The sequence below is a fragment of the Hydrogenispora ethanolica genome (assembly GCF_004340685.1).
In the GTDB taxonomy this organism is placed as follows: domain Bacteria; phylum Bacillota; class UBA4882; order UBA8346; family UBA8346; genus Hydrogenispora; species Hydrogenispora ethanolica.
In genome coordinates this window covers 1-18142 of sequence record NZ_SLUN01000021.1, presented here as the reverse complement: position 1 = coordinate 18142, position 18142 = coordinate 1, and the positions used below count along the sequence as shown (strand labels likewise).

Below are 18142 nucleotides of genomic sequence, written 5' to 3'. Positions count from 1 at the left end.
GGCTTACTTCATCGCTACATTGAACTCCCCATTCTTTTTGGTTCCGGCTTCGCCGGGATAGGTTGAATTAAATATTTGAGTAAGCTTTTCCATCCGTGAAGCATGGCTGGGAAAGGGAATTTTACGGTATTTATTTCAACTTATGAATCAAGGAAATATGTTGCAATGATTTTGGATGTACAAAAACTTATTGCAACATATATATTTCACTCCAATTATATTTTCGCTGAAAAATATTTTCAAATTGAATTTTGTTGAACACTGTAGGCCGCCCCTCATCGCATAGCGCGGCCTTCGCAAACATGGTGCGCCCTTCCGGCCCGGATTATGAAAAAAACACCTCTTCGACAGGGAAAAGGTGTTTCGCGATCATCCATCCATACATCCCGGGTGGAAAACGGGATTCGCCGGGGCGCCGCTTATTTCAGCAGCGCGGCGATGGCGTCCGCCAGGGCGGCGTCGGCCGTCCGCAGCCGGGCGCGGCAGTCTTCGCATGCCGCCCGTTCCGTTTCCAGCGCCGCGTTCCGCTTGGCGAGCATCCGCCGGACCTCGCCCGGCGCCGGGCCGCCGGTGACGGTGCGGATCGCCACGAAATGCACGGGATCCAGGGCGGCCCGGATGATCTGGTCGGAGATCCCGAGCCGCTGGCCGATGGTATCGGCGGCGATCGCATCGATCAGCTCGGTGGTGATGTCGGCGATGGCCATCCGGCGGTCGATCAACTGCCGGACCAGGGCGCTGGTCACCTTGTGGCTCAGCCGGAACGACAAGCCCTTCTCCCGCACCAGCGTATCACAGAGCTCGGTGGCGGTGATGAACCCCTCGTGGGCGCGGTCGAAAAGGACTTTCTTATTCACCTTCAGGGTCACCAGCACCGCGCAGACGACCTTCAACACCCGGGCGGTATACTCGATCGAGTCGTAGAGATGGGGCTGAAGCTGCTCCTCGGTGTCGACGATGTCGCCGAACGGGGTATTATGCAGGACCGTGAATACCGCATTGGCCTCGGCGATGGCCTTGCTGATCATCGGCCGGGTATGCTCCAGCGACGAGGGATTCCGTTTCTGCGGCATAATGCTGCTGATCTGGACATACGGCGCGCTCAGGTAAAAGGCGTTGAACTCCCGGGTGCAGAAATCCAGCACATCCTTCATGAACTTGGAAAGATTAGTGTTGCAGATCATCAGGGCCGAGGCGCATTCGGTCAGGTAGTCGCAGCCGGCGATGCAGTCGTAGGAGTTCTCCACCAGGCCGTCAAATCCCAGCAGTTCCCCCATTCTCTCGCGATTGATCGGAAAACCGGTGGTGGTAATGGCGGCCGCGCCGATCGGGCTGTGGTTGATGGTATGGTAGGCGTTCATCAACCGCCCGCAGTCCCTGGCGATGGAGTCGTGAAAGGCCAGCAGGTAGTGGGCCAGGGTGCTGGGCTGGGCGGGCTGGGTGTGGGTATAGGCCGGCATCACCGTATCGATGTTTTCGGCCGCCAGATTCAACAGCACTTCCCGGAAGGTATTCAAAAGGCCGATGATCTCCAAAACCTTCTCCCGCAGCACCATGCGGAATTCGCAGATGTCCAGGTCATTCCGGCTGCGGGCGATATGCATCCTGCCGGCCAGATCGATGCCGACTTTATCGGCCAAGGCGTTCTCCACCATAAAGAACATGTCTTCATAGGAAGGGTCGTACCTACGGCTTTCGAAGTCGATTGTCTCCACCTCGAGCAGCCCCTGCATGATCGCCCGGGCCTCGTCGGGGGTGATGATCTGCTGCTCCTGGAGCATGACCAGGTGCGCCTTGCTGATCTTGATGAACGGCCGGTACAGGTATTGCTTCTGCACATCGAAGACGGGCTCCAGGATCGCGTCTTGAAATGACTTTCCCGGAAACCGGACGCCGTCGGTCGCTTCCACATATTCTTTGGTATACATCGTATCATCCCTCTTTTGTAAGCTGCCGTGAAGCAGGACTGCTTGACGGTTGTTCAAAGCGTTGTGATAAACCCCGTCCGAAGGTCGGGTTGAATACAAAAGCTCAGAGAAGCACGGGATAAAGTCGTCTTAAAATCCTTTGGCAAAAGGAATTATTTGAAAGAGACTTTATCACCTGGCTTCTAATAGCGGTTCTGAATGATCTTGAGAATCGAGTGGTTGACTTCCTTCATGCATTCATTGTTGATCCGGCCGATATTCCGGATGGTCCGGTCGATATCCGCCGTAATCATGCCGCTGGCGCCGCGGATGTATCTCTCCCGCACGGCCATGTATCCGTCCACCACGCCATTGGCCGCCGCCATGCTGACTTTGAAGGCGCAGCTCTCCTTGGCTCCGTCGCAGAGGATCCCGGTCAAAGTCCCCAGCGCAGTATCGATGGCTCGCTCGACGGCGCTGCGGTCGCCGCCGAAGAGATAGGCAGCCGCGGCGCCCGCTCCGGCCGCGCCGGCCATGGCGGTGCCGCACATCACCGTGGTGCGGTCCATGAAGCTCTTGATATAGATGGCCGTCAGCACCGAGAGCGCCAGCGCCCGGAGCCGCCGCTCCGGCGCCGCGTCCAGGCAATCGCAGAGCCCCGCCACCGAAAGCATGCTGGCGATCCCCAGGTTACCGCTGCCCGCGACGCTGGCGATCTGAAAGGGCTCGCCGCTCATCCTCATTCGGCTGGCGCGGAAGACATACTCCCGGCAGACCCCGGCCATTGCGTGGATATCCCGGTCCGCCGCGGGGCAGAGCTCCGCCCCGGCCGCGCCGTGAAAGGCGGCCCGCCGGTTGATGGCTTCGTACTCGCCCAGTTCCTTCAGTTCCTCCAGCCCGCCATGCAAGGCGCTATGATAAAGTTCCCCCCAGCTGACGCCGGCCGGAGCGTCCTGAGGCAGAGCCGCCGCAGCGGCTGTATGGAGCAGCTCCTGATCGCAAACGATCTGCGTGATGCGGTCGTAGTCGCCCTGGATGACCACTTTCACGCAATGCCCGGCGCTCCGGCATTCCACTTCCAGATAGAGCGGATCGGCGAACTCCTGGTAATCCACTGAAATTTCCAGCCGTTCCTTGGCGAGCGCGAATTGCCGCAGAACCGTCTCGTCGATCAGGCTCAGGACTTCCAGCTTCTTTTCCGGCCGCTTGATCAACGCCCCCAGGAGCGCGGCATGTTCGATGCCGCGTTGTTTCAGGATGGGGATGCCGACATAGAGGGCATTCTTATACAGGTTGGGACTCAACCGGACCCGGATGGCCGCGAGCTCGCCAGGCAGGAGCGAGGCGGCTTGCGCCGCGGCGTAAGCCACCGTGCCCGGGTCGGTGCAACCCATGGTCAGTTTGATCTCCCGGTCCAAGAGCGGTTTGATATCCATGGCTTCCGATCACTCCATTTGCAACAGCCGGGCGATATTGTCCCGGAAGATCGCCTTGATTTCATTCTCTTTCATCCCCAGCTCGACGCAGTCGCGCAGCTGTTCGTCCAGGTACCGTTGGACAAAACCCCTGGGGAACCATTCGGAGTCGGTGCCGAAGAGGATCCGCTCCGGGCCCACCGTTTCATAGTATTTCTTGAATAAATCCCGCACCGTCAAAGGATAGGGCATCCAGCGCGTCCACTGGTTGCTCCCCGAAGTGTCCACATACACGTTCGGACAGACCCAGGCCAGTTGCAACAGGTCCTCAGGATGGCCGCAGCCGAAATGGGGGACGATGAAGGGAATATCCGGATAGGCCCTGGCCACGTCGTGCAGGATCATCGGATTGATGTTGCAATGATTGGCGATGCCGCCCGCCGCGCCGAGGATCCCGAAATGAATCAGCACCGGGATCCGGTGCCGCTCCGCCACCTCCCAGACGGGATATAGGGCTTCGTCATCGATGCGGCCCGGAAGGTCCGGGGCCAGAATCTTATAGCCTTTCAACCCCAGGTCGGTGACGGCCTCCGCCAGCTTGGCGGCGGCGTCCGGCGCAAACGGATGATGGTGCGCATAGCCGATCATCCGCTCCGGATGCAATTGAACGATCCGGCTCAGGATTTCATTGCCCCCGCCGGTTACAAAGACCATCCGCTCGATGCCGCGGCGATCCATCTCCGCGACCCAGCGTTTCGCCGTTTCCCGGTAATCTTCCGACGGCGGCTCGGGGTCGGGGAATTGCCACGCCTGCTTCCAGCGGCGTTTCTGATACTCGTTCATTTGTTGAAGCTTTTGCCACTTTTCAATGCCGTACCGCCGGACATAATTCTCCTTGGTACCGACAATCTCATATTCCGCCACTTGAAAATGAGCATGGGAATCGATGATTTTGAAATTCATGCCCCTCACTCCTCACTCTTTGATGCCGGTCAGATGAATCCCTTCGATAATCTGGCGCTGGAAGATGAAAAAGATGATTAACACCGGGATCGTGGCGATACTGGCCCCGGTCATCACCAGGTCCCATTGGTTATAGGATTCGCCGGAGAATTGCGCCAAGCCCACCGGCAGGGTATACAGTTCCGGTTGGTCGACCACGATCACCGGCCACAAAAAAGCATTCCAGTTGCCCAGGAACGTGAAAATCCCCAGCGCCGCCAGGGCCGGCTTGATCAGCGGCACCGCCGCCCGGAGGAAGATGCCGAATTCATTGAGCCCGTCGATGCGGCCCGCTTCCAGCAGATCGTTGGGCACCGCTTCGAAGAACTGTTTCATGAGGAAGATTCCGAAAGCCGACGTTAAGCCGGGAAAGAGCAGCGACCAATAACTGTTGGCCCAGCCGAAGGTATTGGTCATGACATACCACGGAATCACCAGCATCTCGGTGGGGATCATCAGGGTCGAAAGCACCAGGACAAACAGGAAGTTTTTCCCCTTGAAATCCAATTTGGCGAAGGTATAGCCCACCAGCGTGTCAAAGAACAGCACCGAAGCCGTGGTAATGGCCGCAACCACCAGGCTGTTTTTGAACCAGATCAAAAAGTTGGTGGATTGCAGCACCTGGAGATAGCTTTTGATGGTCGGATTCTTCGGGATGAGCGATAAGTTATAGATATCGATCCCGGTCTTTAACGAGGTCGCGATCATCCATAGGAACGGAAATATGATCAGCAATCCACCGATGGTCAACACCGTATGGAGTATGCACGTTTTAAGTTTTGACATTTCCATCCACCCTTTACGAGTCGTATTTCTTGGTCAGGAACTTCAGCTGCAACAAGGTAATCAACAGGATAATCACAAACAGGACCACCGTCACCGCGCTGGCATAACCCATATTGTAGCTTTTGAATCCCAGCTGGTAGACGTATAACACGATGCTCAGCGTGGAATTCAAGGGTCCGCCGGGGTTGCCTTGGCCGCCGGCCGTAATGTTATATACCTGTGTAAAAACTTGCAAGGTCTGAATCGTCGCCATCACAATCAGATACACCAGGGTGGAATTGAGCAGGGGAATGGTGATTTTCTTAAATTGTTGCCACGGCGAAGCGCCATCGATGGAGGCCGCTTCGTAATAGGTCTTGGAAATCTGCTTGAGACCGGCTAAAAAAATGACCGTGTAAAACCCCAGGTTCTGCCAGACGATATTGGATATCACCACGAAAATGGCCTGGGTGGTGCTGTCCAAAAAAGGTTGCTGGGGGATGCCGAATAAGCCGAGCACATGATTGACAATTCCGCCTTGTTTCATGAACATCCAGCGCCACACCCAGGCGATGGCCACGATCGGCGTGACGTACGGCACGAATACCAACATCCGGTAGAAAGACTCGCCCTTCTTGATGCTGTTCAACATCAGGGCGATGATCAGGCTGATCAGAAGGCCCACCGGAACGCTTCCGATCACATAAACTGCGGTATTGCGGGCCACCGTCCAGAATACATCGTCTTGGAAAAGGTCCGTAAAGTTCTGCAAAAAGACGAACGGTTTATCCGGGGACAAAACATTCCACTGATGCAGACTCAGGTTGAATGTATAGAGCGTTGGCGCAATTCGGATGCAAAGAAAAAACAGCAACGGAGCGGCAATAAAAATATAAGCCCACATCGCCTGTTTGCCTTTGATCGAAAGCTTCATTCCGTTTCCTCCTTCTTAAACGAGCTGTGATTAACCCGCTAAAAAAGCCGGGGGTCACAGCAATTGCGTGAAAGCCAGTGATAAAGTCGTTTTTAATCTTTTTGCATGGCAATTTCCGCTTCGAAAGAATTTATCACTTGGCTTCTAAAACAAGGAGAATGAATTCTCATTCTCCTTGTTCGTTTCATCCCTGCGCGCTTCCTAAAATAATGAGGATTAGTTGGTTTTCCAGTAATCGTCCAACAGCTTTTGCACCTTTTTGGTGGCCTCGTCCAATGCCTTTTTCGGTTCGACGTTGTTCAAGAGCACTTGGTCGATGGCATCGCAGATCGCTTTGCGGTCGGCCGCTTCGTCGACATAGAAATAAGAGGTCGCGGTCGGCAGCTGTTGAATAAAGGGAGCCAATTTCTTGTCCTTCAGCAAGTCCGGATCGTTGGCGATTTCCATCCTGGCGCCAATCTCGCCAATCTGCTGGGTCCACTCTTTCATCACCGGCGCCGAGGTCAGGTACTGCAAGAACCGCGCCGAAGCTTCCAAACGCTTACCCGTGGCGTTCCGGGTAATACCATTGGTCCAGAAAGAGCCGAAGGATTTCTGGATTTTGTTATAGGACGGCAGCGGAGCGACTCCATAATTGAGGTCCGGCGCCTGTTTGGCAATGGCGCTCAAGCGGTAGGAACCGTCGATATGTAACGCGGCTTTGCCGTTGATAAAAGCGGTGGAGTCGTCGGTAAAGAAGTTATTTTCCCCGACTTTGTATTTCCGGGCCAAGTCGACCAGGAATTCAAAGGCTTTGTATCCCTTGGACGAAGCATTCCAGAGCACTTTCTTGTTATCTTTGCTCAAAGGTTTCTGGCCAAACTGCTCCAGCAGCACCGGCCGGAACCAGCAGTGAAGCTGGCCGGTGGGTTGAAAGGTCAAGCCCTCGATCTCCAGTTTCCCGTTGGTCCGCTTGGTGCATTTTTGAGCCATCGCCAACAGCTCATCCAGGTCTTTGGGGGGCTTTTCGGGATCGAGCCCGTTGGCTTTAAAAATATCCTTGTTCCAGAAGAGTCCCAGCGTTCTGACAGCGGTGGGAATGGAATAATACTTGCCCTTGAATTTATTGACCTTAATCATCGGGGCAAACTCTTTTTCCACTTTCCCGACGGGGAAATATTTCGCGGGAAGCGGCTGCAACACTTTTGCCTTTACGTATTTCGGCACCCAGCCATAATAGATATTAATAATGTCCGGGCCAGTTCCCGTCGCCATGGAAGTCAACAATTTTTGCTCGTACGAGTCGTACGGGAAGTGTTGCTGAACGACTTTGATATCGGGGTTCTTCGCCTCGAAGTCTTTAATCAGTTTATCCATGAGGTTTACCTTGGTCTCGAAGAAATACTGCCAATACTTGATGGTCACCACGTTTTCCCCGCTGGCCGGGGCGCCAAGCATTGTAAACACCACTGAAAACATTAAAATTGCAATGAAGATTCTCGAAGCCGATTTTTTCAACATGCCAATCCTCCTTAAAAGAATACTGCCATTCTCAAACCGCCCAATTCAATCGCCTAAGAGCAGGCACCCCACCACCTTTCGCGCTTTCTTGCCGGTTCTTTACTACTATAAATAGGTCGTACCAAATATTTTAGACAAACAGTTTCGCGACATATTTCCTCGCGGGATGAGAGAACTGCCTAATTAATAAAATAATCCTTTGTTTACAACCGTTGAAACCGCCCTGATTTAGAAGTCCATCCGCATTACTTAATTCATAAAATTAAGAAAGTTTCCACAAAAATACTTCAAGCTGGTCTTTAAATTCGTTTGCTCCTGGACCAAAAATTTCTTTTCGTTAAGTCTTCTAATTAAGATCCAGTTTTTATTATTTCAGTGTAATATCTGTGTAATATACAATACTAATGTAACATTCCTGAGCTCATTTTTCAAGTATATCCGCCAGAAAATTAATCTTCCGCCCATAAAAAACACCGCCGCCAGTATCGTAACAGTTTTCGAACGCGCCTCGTGATTTATCAGGGGTCTTCCTCTCCAGTCCATGCTACGGATTCGATTCGGAATTTAATAGAAGATAAAAGAATGTAAGGGAAAATATCGCTTGAATATCGGTAAATAATGTCTTATAATGAGGGTGAACAGGAGGGTTTCCCGATGACCGGAACCGAGACTCCGGAACCAATGAAAGATGTTCTTACCTTGGAAGAAGCAAGCCAGCTTTTTCAAGTCAGCACCAAAACATTCCTCAAGATGTTGCGGGAGGAGAATGTCCCGGCTCGCAAGGTCGGACGGGAATGGCGTTTCTCCAGAACCGCCCTGCTGAACTGGGTCGCTCAGGGAAACTCACGGGATTACGCTGCGGTCGAAGATGAAGGAAAGGCTTATTTCAGCAAAGTGGCGCCGGTCTATGACGAGATGCGCAAGGGCAGCTACGACGGAGCGTTGCGGGAGATGGTCGTCGACGCTTTTCCGCCGGCTCCCGGTTCCCAGGTCGCCGATCTCGGCACCGGCACCGGCTACCTCGCCAAGCACCTGGCCCGGTTCGCCGAAAAAGTCACCGCGGTCGACCTCTCCACCGCCATGCTGGAAGTGGCCGGATATGAGCTGAATCAGGCGGGGCTCGACAACGTAGCGTTGCTGGAGGGAGACGCCCACGATCTGCCGCTGGCCGACGCCAGCCAGGACCAGGTATTCGCCAACCTTCTCCTGCATCACCTGCTTGAGCCGTCGCTCGCCATCAAGGAGATGTTCCGGGTCCTGAAACCCGGCGGCCGGGTGGTGATCAGCGATGCCCAAGCCCATCATCATCAATGGCTAAAGCAGGAGAAGTTCGACGTCTGGCTGGGGTTCGACGCAGCCGAGATCCGGCAGTGGCTGGAAGCCGCCGGGTTTGGCGAAGTTCAGGTGAGCGCGCTGAACTGCCACTGCCGGACCGCCAATAAAGCCGGCCAAACCGTGGAGATCCCGATGTTTCTGGCGACCGGGATCAAACCGGCGCCATGAGGCCGGCAATACTTGCTCCAATATACCGCAGGAAATGGACTGCGGCATAATCGAAAATAAAACGAGGTGATTCCGATGGGAATGACAATTAGCGAAAAGATCCTGGCCGCCCACGCCGGCAAGGAAGCCGTGGTTCCCGGGGAACTGATCCAGGCTGAGGTCGATCTGGTCCTCGGCAACGATATCACATCCCCCATGGCGATCCGCGAGTTTGAAAAGATCGGCGTCGACCGGGTTTTCGACCGGAATAAAGTAGCGCTGGTGCCCGACCATTTCACTCCCAACAAGGATATCAAATCGGCCGAGCAGGCCAAACAGGTGCGGGATTTCGCCCACCGGCACGGGATCGTCAATTATTTCGAGGTCGGCCAGATGGGCATCGAGCACTGTCTCCTCCCCGAGCAAGGCTTGACACTGCCCGGCGATCTGATCATCGGGGCCGATTCCCACACCTGTACCTATGGCGCGGTCGGCGCCTTCTCTACCGGCGTCGGCAGCACCGATATGGCGGCGGCAATGGCGCTGGGCGAGGTCTGGTTCAAAGTCCCCGAGAGCATCAAATTCATTTACCATGGCAAGCTGCCCCGCTGGGTCGGGGGCAAGGACCTCATTCTCTTCACCATCGGCAAGATCGGCGTCGACGGCGCGCTGTACCAGTCGATGGAGTTCACCGGCGACACCATCGACGCGCTGTCCATGGAAGGCCGGCTGACCATGGCCAACATGGCCATCGAGGCCGGCGGCAAAAACGGCATCTTCGCGGTGGACCAAGCCACGCTCGACTACATCAAGCCGCGCGCCAAACGGCCCTATACCATCTACGCCAGCGACCCTGACGCGCATTACAGCAAAGTCTACGAATGGGACGTCTCCCGGCTGGAACCGCAAGTCTCCTTCCCCCACCTGCCGGAGAACGCCCGGCCGCTCTCGCAATGCGGCAGCGTCGCCATTGACCAGTCCATCATCGGTTCCTGCACCAACGGCCGGATCGAGGACCTGCGCGAGGCGGCCGAGGTCCTCAAGGGCCGTAAGGTCAATTCCAATGTCCGCCTGATCGTCATCCCCGGCACCCAGGCCATCTGGCGCCAGGCGATGCACGAAGGGCTTTTCGATATCTTTGTGGAAGCCGGCGCGGTAGTCTCCACTCCCACCTGCGGTCCCTGCCTCGGCGGCCATATGGGGATCCTGGCCAAGGGTGAACGGGCCGTCGCCACCACCAACCGCAATTTCGTCGGCCGGATGGGCCATCCCGAAAGCGAAGTTTATCTAGCCGGACCGGCGGTAGCCGCCGCGTCGGCCATTGCCGGCCGGATCGCCGGACCCGAGGAGGTTGGAGTAAAATGAACGCATTCTTGCAAGGCAAGGCCTGGAAATTCGGGAATGACGTCGATACGGACCTGATCATCCCGGCCCGTTATCTCAACACCAGCGACCCGCAGGAGCTGGCCGCCCACTGCATGGAGGACGCCGATCCCGGCTTCGCCAAAAAAGTCCGGGCCGGCGAACTGATCGTCGGCGGCAAGAACTTCGGTTGCGGCAGCTCGCGCGAGCACGCGCCGCTGGCCATCAAGGCCGCCGGGGTCTCGTGCGTCATCGCTGCTTCCTTCGCCCGGATCTTTTACCGGAACGCCATCAACATCGGCCTGCCGATCCTGGAGTCGCCCGAGGCCAGCGCGGCCATTGCCGAGGGCCATACGATCGAGGTCGACCTGGCGACCGGCCGGATTACCGATCAGACCAGCGGCCAGAGTTTTCAGGCCGCTCCGTTCCCATCCTTCATGCAGGAACTGATCCGCGCCGGCGGCCTCATCGAGTACGTCCGGGAGCGCCTGACCAGCCGTCAAGGCTAAGAAAGGAGAAGCGCGATGCATCAGATCGCTGTTTTAGCCGGCGACGGCATCGGCCGGGAGATCGTTCCCGAAGCCGTCGCCGTATTGGAGACCGTCGCCGCCAAATATCATTATTCACTGGAATTCCGGACCGGACTGGTGAGCGAGGATGCCTACGAGAAGTACGGCCATCCCCTTCCCCCAGCCACTCTGGAATTGTGCCGGAACTCCGAGGCGGTCCTCCTAGGCGCGGTGGGCAGTCCCAAGATGGATCAACTGCCGCCGGAGCTCCGGCCGGAACGGGCCGCGCTCTTGCCGCTCCGCAAGGAGCTCGGGCTCTTTGCCAACCTCCGGCCGGTCAAGGTCTATGATCCCTTAATCGGCGCTTCCACGCTCAAGCCGGAGGCGGTCCAAGGCATCAATATCTTGATCCTGCGCGAGTTGACCGGCGGCCTTTATTTCGGCCCCAAAAAGCGCGAACGTTTGGCCGACGGCTCCGAGCAGGCCCTGGATACCCTGGTCTATAGCACTCCGGAGATCGAACGCATCGGCCGGCTGGCTTTTAGCGCCGCCCGGGCGCGCCGGGGCAAGCTGGTCTCGGTGGACAAAGCCAATGTGCTGGAGAGTTCGCGGCTCTGGCGCGAGACCATGGTCCGGCTGGCGCCCGAATATCCGGAAGTGGACCTCTCCCACATGTACGTGGACAACTGCGCCATGCAGCTGGTGCGCTGGCCCGGCCAGTTCGACGTGATCGTCACCGAGAACACCTTCGGCGACATCCTGTCCGACCAGGCTTCGATGCTCGCCGGATCCCTGGGGATGCTCCCCTCGGCCAGTCTTGGCGGCAAGGTGGCGCTCTATGAGCCGTCTCATGGCTCCGCTCCGGATATCGCCGGCAAGGATCTGGCCAATCCGCTCGCCACTATCCTCAGCGCAGCCATGATGCTCCGCCACAGCTTCGGCCTGGAGGAAGGCGCCCGCGCCATCGAGGCCGCGGTAGCCCAGGTGCTGGATGACGGATTCCGGACCCCTGACCTGATGACCGAGGGAATGACCCGGGTGGGCACGCAAGCGATGGGGCGCGAGGTTCGGATCCGCATCGCCTGACGCCTCGCTTTGGCAACCGCCGCCTCCCCTGCCGCGGACTCGCGGAACCCGTTGAATCATCGTTTCTGAAACTTGACTCGCAATCTCAATCAAACCCCGCTTCGCTCGGATGATGTTGCAATCATCCACGAAGCGGGGTTTTCTATTGATGCCGGAAATGAGACGTTTTGACCTCCGGCATATTTTTTCATGGCCGTGGCTCCAACGTACAGCCGTTGCGACTAGCGATACGGGGCCGGCGGGAGCCGGTTCAAAAATTGCTGCAATTCTTGGTAAGAATGAGTCTGAAATCGATACATCGCTGAATATTGTTGAATGGGTAAGTTTTATCCCGGCACCGTCTTCTCTATCCAAAAAAACAAAGGGGGAACAAGCTGTGAAGAGAGTATTCACCGTAACGTGCCTGGTTTTGATCGTCGCGCTCCTTGCCGTCGCGTCCGTCCCGGGGTTTGCCGCTCCGAAATACGCCTGGAAGCTGGCATCGGTACTCCCCGATACGCACCCGGTCCATCAATCGCTGGTTTTCTTCGCCGGCAAAGTGGCGGAGAAGTCCAAAGGGGCGGTGAAGATCACCCTGTATCCCGCCGGACAGCTGGGCGGAGAGAATGATTATCTGCAAGCCGTGAAATTGGGGAGCATCGAATTGGCCAAAGTCTCCTCGGGTCCGTTGGGACAATTCTCCCCCAGCATGCAGGCAGTCAGTCTGCCGTTCATCTGGCGGGATCTGGAGCACCAGCACAAGGTATTGAACGGCAAGATTGGCGCCCGCTTAATGGCCGATCTCGAAAAGAACGGTTTTAAAGGCTTGGCGTTTCTAGACGCCGGTTTCCGGAACATCACCGCCCAGAAACCCATCAAAACCCCGGCCGACCTCAAGGGCCTGAAGATCCGGGTCATGCAGAGCAAACCGCTGATGGACTCCATCAACGCCCTCGGCGCCGCCGCGGTTCCGATGAGCCAGAACGAAGTGTACGTGGCGCTGCAACAGAAGGTCATCGACGGCTGGGAGAATAACGAGCCGACCGTGCTCAGCTTCAATATGCAGGAAGTATGCAAATACTTCTCCTATACCCGCCATACCTCGATCCCGGACTTCATGGTCATGAGCAAAAAGGTTTACGACTCGGTCCCGGCCAACATCAAGAAGGCCCTGCGGGACGCGGCCCGAGAGATGGTTCCGTACCACAACAAACTGTGGGCCGACATGATCGACGACACCGTGAAACAGCTGAAAGCCAAAGGGATGATCTTCAATGAAGTGAACGACATCCGCGAATTCCAGGCTTTAGCCAAGCCGGTGTACCAAGAGTATGAGTCCGTGGTCGGCCGGGATTTGATCGAGGCCATTGCCAATGCCAAATGAACCTGCTCAATCCGAGAGTCCCGGTACTGCGGTCGCGATTTTAACGGCGGAAGGGAGTCTTCCAACATGCAAAAGGAAGCCTGGCTGCTTTGGCTGGGACGGCTGGAGCGGTTGATCACAGCGGCAACGGCCTTCATCATGCTGGTGCTGTCGGTGCTCGTCTGTTATCAGGTATTTTCGCGCTATGTCCTGCGGTCCAGCCCCTTCTGGATCGAGGAGCTGTCGGTGGTGGCGATGATGTGGATCGGCTTGCTCGGAGCGGCCGGCTGTGTCTGGACCGACTCCAATATGACGCTGGAACTGATCGTCTCCCGGGTTCCAGAAAAGCTTCGAGTATGGATGAAGTTCCTGTCCGACCTGATTGTCGCCGGCTTTGCCTGGCTGCTGTTCCAGCAAGGAATCATTCTGGTCCGGAATACCATGACCGCCACCATGGCCACACTTTCGCTCCCGATGGGATACACCTACCTGATTCTCCCCCTCTCCGGCGGATTCATGGTCCTATTCTCATTGATCAAAGCGCTCCGCCGGCTGATCCGGTTTTACGGGGCGAAAGGGGCGAATGACAGTGCTTGAATCGGCCATTTTAATCGGTTCGTTCCTGATGCTGATCCTTTTGGGAGTCCCGATCGCCATCAGCCTTGGCGTCGCGGCGCTGCTGACCGCTTTGCACACCGGAATGGACCCGGTGATGATCGCCCAGCGCGTCGCGGCCAGCCTTCAATCGTTTCCGCTGATCGCCATTCCCCTTTTCATCCTGGCCGGGGCCATCATGGCCCGGGGCGGCGTCGCCCGGCGGATCGTCGACTTCGCCTATATTCTGGTCGGCCCTTTTCCCGGAGGCCTCGCCATGGTGAACTGCATCGATTCCATGTTCTTCGGCGGGGTTTCCGGTTCGGCGGTGGCCGATATCTCCTCGACCGGGCCCATCATGATCCCGATGATGGTCGAAAAAGGCTACGACCGGGCGTTCGCGACCGCCTTGACCGTGGCCTCGTCGACCCAGGGAATCATCATTCCGCCCAGCCATAACATGGTCATTTATGCGATGGTGGCCGGCGGCGTCTCTGTGGGCCAGCTGTTCCTCGCCGGTTATCTGCCCGGGATCATGCTCGGTGTCTTCCTGGCCGTCACCTGCTACCTGTTGGCATTAAAATATAACTATCCCCGGGAAAAGATGCCGCCATTCCGAAAAGCGTTGCGGATATCGATCGACGGCATGCTGAGTTTGCTGGCGGCGGTGATCATTGTCGGCGGAATCGCCTTTGGCATCTTCACGGCCACCGAGGCGTCGGCGGTGGCGGTCTTTTACGCCGCGTTCCTTGGACTCTGCGTGTACCGGGAATTGAAACTCAAGGATATTTGGCCGATCTTCCTCGATTCGGTCAAGACCACGGCTTCGGTCCTGCTGCTCATCGGTTGCGCGTCGGCTTTCGGGTGGATGATGACGCTGCTCCAGGTCCCTACCCATGTCACCGGTTTATTCCTGTCGGTCACCGATAACCCATTGCTCCTGCTGTTGCTGATCAATATCCTGTTATTGCTGCTGGGGATGATCATGGATGTCGCGCCGCTGATCCTGATCATCACTCCGGTCCTGCTCCCGGTGGTTCAAGCCGCGGGCATGAGTCCGATCACCTTCGGAGTTCTTTTAATGCTCAACTTGGGCATCGGATTGACCACCCCGCCAGTGGGAGCGGGTTTGTTCGTCGGCTGTTCGGTCGGAAAGGTTTCCATGGAGCAGTGCTCCAAAATGATGCTCTATCTCTGGCCGGCGATGCTGCTGGTCCTGTTGCTGGTGACCTATTTTCCCTGGTTTACCACTTTTATCCCCAGTTTGTTCCCGGTCAAGTAAGGCCGGCGCATGAAAGCGCGCCGGCCTCCCGATAAAGATGCAGCTTAACACGATACCCATGGCATCTCCTCACGGCGGGCCGTCACCTCCGGCGCCTTCCCCCCATACAATAGGGAAGACACGAAGGAGGTGTTTGCCATCGTGAAAAAACACCAACCCGCCGGAGTGTTATACTATCGAGCCCTGACCGGAAATGACCAAGCCGTTTGGCAGGTAGGGGTGCTGAACGGTTTCCTGCTCACTCAACTTCACCCCCGCGTCAAACTGGCCAAACTCCGTCACGCAACGTCCTATACTCCGGATTTGAACGATTCCGAGCGTGGGACGTTCTGTTTTAATACCCTCTATTTGTATCGAGACTTTGCCGATTTTGAAGCGGACAAGAGCCACCCCCATTCCAAATACGTCCGGATCGGTGGCGCCGCCACCACCGGGGGCGCCGGACCGGGGATCGCCTGTGCCGACCGGAAGAATACCTACAATGGCCGGTTCGATGGTTACGAGACCCGGGACGGCCGGAGGCTCGATACCCTAAACGATGTTATCGCCTGCCGCCACGATTGCGGCCAAGAACAATTCGAGCAGGGCGTCCTCTATTTTTACCACTGGCACTTACAGTCGGAAAAGAGCGGTGGCTACCAGTTGCGGCAGTCGCCGGGCAAGATCCATCCCATTGCGGTGATCGAGGTGACGCCGCCCGCGCCGTCGCGGGGCGCGGGCTGCATCGAGAACGGCGGTGATTCCCGGCATGAGCGGCCATAGGGGCGAACGCCCCTTTTTTATTGGCCGGGTCGGCGGGAGCCCGCTCCGGGACGGGCGGGAAGCTTTTGGCCGCGTAACAATGGCCGCGGCCGCCCAAGGAACAACACCCTTTGCGAAAGGTTGCATAGGATGAAACATCTTGGGTGAGAGACAACTTTTTCTCCGTCCGGCCCAGCGACGCCAGGCGAACCCCCGGTTCATTCGGTCCGAAAAAGACTGGTTGGTTGGTTACTATCCTTTATGCAAAATACCGGAAGCAGCTTCCGGTATTTTGCATTGGTCCCCGGGGACAGGAGCGGTACTAAAAAATTTTCATTTCAGCCGTTTCGGCCCCGGTTGGCAGCAGGATTATGCTCCTATCTCATGGAATGTAATGTCGGCAATTATTTTAGGCTGCTCAAAGGATTTCATCATGAAAAAATTCGCGGTTCCCCTGCTGATTCTGTTGCCGGTCGCCTTGACCCTCGGAGTCGTGCATCAATTCCGGGCGTTTCAGCAAAAATACGCCGCCCAATCCCGGCAGATTCAACAACTCCGCCGGGAACTGGCGGGGCTCAAGAAAGAACTTTTTTATCTGCAATCCCTCAATTATAGCCAATACATACGGGCCAAGCAGACCTGGAAAGTAATTGAGAAGGACTTGCCGCCGAAAGAGGCGCCCTGAGCGCCACCCGTCCGCCGGTCCCAACCGCCCCACCCTCTGCTCCGCCGCTCCCGGAGAGCCGTCCCCGTTTCCGGCCGGCCGGTCCGGCATCCCCGCTGCCGTTGTTTCATCCCTCCGTTCCATTTCGTTTCGGATCCCCGCCTCATGTCAGACCGTCTTTGGCATGGAAGCCTGCAAGCAGTTCTAAACTGTCCACTATGGAAAGTTATTCGTTGACGACCGCTCAGCCTGGAAGCCCGGTCCCTGAGTTTATGCGGTTTGGCCGGCACTTCCCTAACTTATCCACAGCCGGGATTGTTAACCGCGTTCAACGATTCCGTTTATCCACAAAAACAGCTCGCTTATCCACAAAAAGAGCTTGCTGAACGACTGAGCGAGCTCTCTCATTCACAAAACCAGCTCGCTCATCCACAAAAAGAGCTTGCTGAACGACTGAGCAAGCTCTCTCATTCACAAAACCAGCTCGCTCATCCACAAAAAGAGCTTGCTGAGCGACTGAGCAAGCTCTCTCATTCACAAAACCAGCTCGCTCATCCACAAAAAGAGCTTGCTGAGCGACTGAGCGAGCTTACTCATTCAGAAAAAGTGCTCGTTGAACAACTCAAAGCGATCGCTCGTCCACCAAGCGGCTCACTGATACAAGAGAGCCCATATTGTGAGTTCTCTGAAACAGTGTCGGGGCTATTGCCTGCTGCCAGAGAGCGGTAGCGATCGGCCCGACCTATTCCAATGCATGATACAACCTGGCGTGCTGCTGGTCGCTGCAGAATGACAAAGCCTGGCGACTGCCATCGGCCTGGAAGTCGCTCATCGGCCGATGGCTCAAGCCGACGCTGATTTCTGGAACCTACGAGACGATCCAGCTTTCAAAAAGCTGATGGATGGATAAAACTCTGAAAAAACTCCCATTCAGGACAATGGGCCATTCCGCGCCGAGCCAAAGTCCGCTGTATGTCACCCTTCCCATTCATCCCTGAGAATTGAATACAGGATGAAATCGTCGAATTCATTGTTATGGATTCAATACTGCCGCAGGGTTCCCTCGCAGCGCCTCCCGGCTTTTTGCAATACTCTGCCCGATGACGGGTTCTTGCTGCGATGAAACGCTTGAATCCGGTTGAAACCGGCCCGGCGAAAACCGTAACCGCATACAGCTTCCAACGCTTTACGGATGGAGCAGCTCGTTCGGATTACTTAGTTCATCTTATATCGAATAAAAGGCAATCCGGCCAATGTTTCGCTGAGATTTTTTCTCAATCACCGCTACCGGTAAAACGTATCCTGAGCCAGATTTTTCACAGTTTTTTTAAAAGCGTTGTGATAAACCCCGTCCGAAGGTCGGGGTGTTCACAAAAGCTCAGAAAAGCAAGTGATAAAGTCGTTTTTTAGTCCATTGAAAGGATGATTTCCGAATTAGAGGAATTTATCACATGGCTATTAGAAGCGTTGTGAAAAACCTCATGAACCAGCAGGAAATAAGGGTTCTAAGAACAAAGTAATAGCTATCAGAAAACGTTGGAGAGATAGCAATGATAG

At 56.1% G+C, this 18142-nt stretch carries 18 protein-coding genes; 11 read left to right on the top strand and 7 right to left on the bottom strand.

Going from position 1 to position 18142, the window contains the following annotated elements; genetic code table 11:
* Positions 1-419: 419 nt before the first annotated feature.
* From argH to EDC14_RS16105, 6 genes are all read right to left on the bottom strand, one after another.
* Positions 420-1928: an argininosuccinate lyase gene (gene argH, locus EDC14_RS16130; RefSeq protein ID WP_132015344.1), complete on the bottom strand. Its 1509-nt coding sequence runs from the start codon at positions 1926-1928 to the stop codon at positions 420-422.
* 182 nt (positions 1929-2110) lie between these two features.
* Positions 2111-3343 carry an L-serine ammonia-lyase, iron-sulfur-dependent, subunit alpha gene (locus EDC14_RS16125; protein WP_132015343.1) on the bottom strand — a complete coding sequence of 411 codons (1233 nt, stop codon included), beginning with the start codon at positions 3341-3343 and terminating at the stop codon, positions 2111-2113.
* 9 nt (positions 3344-3352) lie between these two features.
* Positions 3353-4285, bottom strand: a complete 933-nt coding sequence (locus EDC14_RS16120) for an amidohydrolase family protein (RefSeq protein WP_132015342.1) — start codon at positions 4283-4285, stop codon at positions 3353-3355.
* A gap of 12 nt (positions 4286-4297) precedes the next feature.
* A complete protein-coding gene (locus tag EDC14_RS16115) occupies positions 4298-5110 on the bottom strand; it encodes a carbohydrate ABC transporter permease (RefSeq protein WP_132015341.1) in 813 nt (270 codons plus the stop codon).
* 13 nt (positions 5111-5123) lie between these two features.
* Complete coding sequence (locus tag EDC14_RS16110; RefSeq protein WP_132015340.1) at positions 5124-6023, bottom strand: carbohydrate ABC transporter permease; 900 nt, start codon at positions 6021-6023, stop codon at positions 5124-5126.
* A gap of 216 nt (positions 6024-6239) precedes the next feature.
* Entirely contained in the window at positions 6240-7523 is a 1284-nt protein-coding gene (locus EDC14_RS16105; RefSeq protein ID WP_132015339.1) for an extracellular solute-binding protein, read from the bottom strand.
* A 654-nt stretch (positions 7524-8177) separates the two neighbouring features.
* Here EDC14_RS16105 and EDC14_RS16100 point away from each other — a divergent pair.
* The 11 genes from EDC14_RS16100 to EDC14_RS27800 all read left to right on the top strand — a co-directional run bounded on the left by EDC14_RS16100 (position 8178) and on the right by EDC14_RS27800 (position 17495).
* Complete coding sequence (locus EDC14_RS16100) at positions 8178-9026, top strand: methyltransferase domain-containing protein (RefSeq protein ID WP_165908066.1); 849 nt, start codon at positions 8178-8180, stop codon at positions 9024-9026.
* A 75-nt stretch (positions 9027-9101) separates the two neighbouring features.
* Positions 9102-10370 (top strand): 3-isopropylmalate dehydratase large subunit, encoded by a 1269-nt coding sequence (leuC, locus tag EDC14_RS16095; protein ID WP_132015337.1) that lies wholly within the window; start codon positions 9102-9104, stop codon positions 10368-10370.
* Positions 10367-10876 (top strand): 3-isopropylmalate dehydratase small subunit, encoded by a 510-nt coding sequence (gene leuD / locus EDC14_RS16090; RefSeq protein WP_132015336.1) that lies wholly within the window; start codon positions 10367-10369, stop codon positions 10874-10876. The genes leuC and leuD overlap by 4 nt, the downstream gene beginning before the upstream one ends.
* A 15-nt stretch (positions 10877-10891) precedes the next feature.
* Entirely contained in the window at positions 10892-11962 is a 1071-nt protein-coding gene (gene leuB, locus EDC14_RS16085; RefSeq protein WP_132015335.1) for a 3-isopropylmalate dehydrogenase, read from the top strand.
* A gap of 376 nt (positions 11963-12338) precedes the next feature.
* Complete coding sequence (locus EDC14_RS16080; protein WP_165908065.1) at positions 12339-13325, top strand: TRAP transporter substrate-binding protein; 987 nt, start codon at positions 12339-12341, stop codon at positions 13323-13325.
* Between the two features lie 66 nt (positions 13326-13391).
* On the top strand, positions 13392-13901 hold the full coding sequence (locus EDC14_RS16075; protein WP_132015333.1) for a TRAP transporter small permease: 510 nt from the start codon (positions 13392-13394) through the stop codon (positions 13899-13901).
* Complete coding sequence (locus tag EDC14_RS16070; protein ID WP_132015332.1) at positions 13888-15180, top strand: TRAP transporter large permease; 1293 nt, start codon at positions 13888-13890, stop codon at positions 15178-15180. The genes EDC14_RS16075 and EDC14_RS16070 overlap by 14 nt, the downstream gene beginning before the upstream one ends.
* Positions 15181-15321: 141 nt before the next feature.
* Positions 15322-15942 (top strand): hypothetical protein, encoded by a 621-nt coding sequence (locus EDC14_RS16065; protein ID WP_132015331.1) that lies wholly within the window; start codon positions 15322-15324, stop codon positions 15940-15942.
* A 412-nt stretch (positions 15943-16354) separates the two neighbouring features.
* The gene (locus EDC14_RS16060) at positions 16355-16606 is read left to right on the top strand and encodes a hypothetical protein (RefSeq protein ID WP_132015330.1); all 252 of its coding nucleotides are present in this window, start codon (positions 16355-16357) and stop codon (positions 16604-16606) included.
* Positions 16607-16864: 258 nt separating this feature from the next.
* The gene (locus EDC14_RS16055) at positions 16865-17314 is read left to right on the top strand and encodes a hypothetical protein (RefSeq protein ID WP_132015329.1); all 450 of its coding nucleotides are present in this window, start codon (positions 16865-16867) and stop codon (positions 17312-17314) included.
* A 70-nt stretch (positions 17315-17384) separates the two neighbouring features.
* A complete protein-coding gene (locus tag EDC14_RS27800; protein WP_424337416.1) occupies positions 17385-17495 on the top strand; it encodes a hypothetical protein in 111 nt (36 codons plus the stop codon).
* Between the two features lie 131 nt (positions 17496-17626).
* Here the strand turns inward: EDC14_RS27800 and EDC14_RS16050 are convergent, their stop codons facing one another.
* Positions 17627-17767, bottom strand: coding sequence for a GNAT family N-acetyltransferase (locus EDC14_RS16050; RefSeq protein ID WP_243662959.1), 141 nt, complete (start codon positions 17765-17767; stop codon positions 17627-17629).
* Positions 17768-18142: the final 375 nt, after the last annotated feature.

Bases quoted from the DNA above. Each gene is read 5' to 3' on its own strand.
- leuC (WP_132015337.1), top strand. From the start codon at position 9,102: ATGGGAATGACAATTAGCGAAAAGATCCTGGCCGCCCACGCCGGCAAG.
- EDC14_RS16060 (WP_132015330.1), top strand. From the start codon at position 16,355: ATGAAAAAATTCGCGGTTCCCCTGCTGATTCTGTTGCCGGTCGCCTTG.
- argH (WP_132015344.1), bottom strand. From the start codon at position 1,928: ATGTATACCAAAGAATATGTGGAAGCGACCGACGGCGTCCGGTTTCCG.
- EDC14_RS16120 (WP_132015342.1), bottom strand. From the start codon at position 4,285: ATGAATTTCAAAATCATCGATTCCCATGCTCATTTTCAAGTGGCGGAA.
- EDC14_RS16070 (WP_132015332.1), top strand. From the start codon at position 13,888: ATGACAGTGCTTGAATCGGCCATTTTAATCGGTTCGTTCCTGATGCTG.
- EDC14_RS16075 (WP_132015333.1), top strand. From the start codon at position 13,392: ATGCAAAAGGAAGCCTGGCTGCTTTGGCTGGGACGGCTGGAGCGGTTG.
- leuD (WP_132015336.1), top strand. From the start codon at position 10,367: ATGAACGCATTCTTGCAAGGCAAGGCCTGGAAATTCGGGAATGACGTC.
- EDC14_RS16115 (WP_132015341.1), bottom strand. From the start codon at position 5,110: ATGTCAAAACTTAAAACGTGCATACTCCATACGGTGTTGACCATCGGT.
- EDC14_RS16125 (WP_132015343.1), bottom strand. From the start codon at position 3,343: ATGGATATCAAACCGCTCTTGGACCGGGAGATCAAACTGACCATGGGT.
- EDC14_RS16110 (WP_132015340.1), bottom strand. From the start codon at position 6,023: ATGAAGCTTTCGATCAAAGGCAAACAGGCGATGTGGGCTTATATTTTT.
- leuB (WP_132015335.1), top strand. From the start codon at position 10,892: ATGCATCAGATCGCTGTTTTAGCCGGCGACGGCATCGGCCGGGAGATC.
- EDC14_RS16105 (WP_132015339.1), bottom strand. From the start codon at position 7,523: ATGTTGAAAAAATCGGCTTCGAGAATCTTCATTGCAATTTTAATGTTT.
- EDC14_RS16100 (WP_165908066.1), top strand. From the start codon at position 8,178: ATGACCGGAACCGAGACTCCGGAACCAATGAAAGATGTTCTTACCTTG.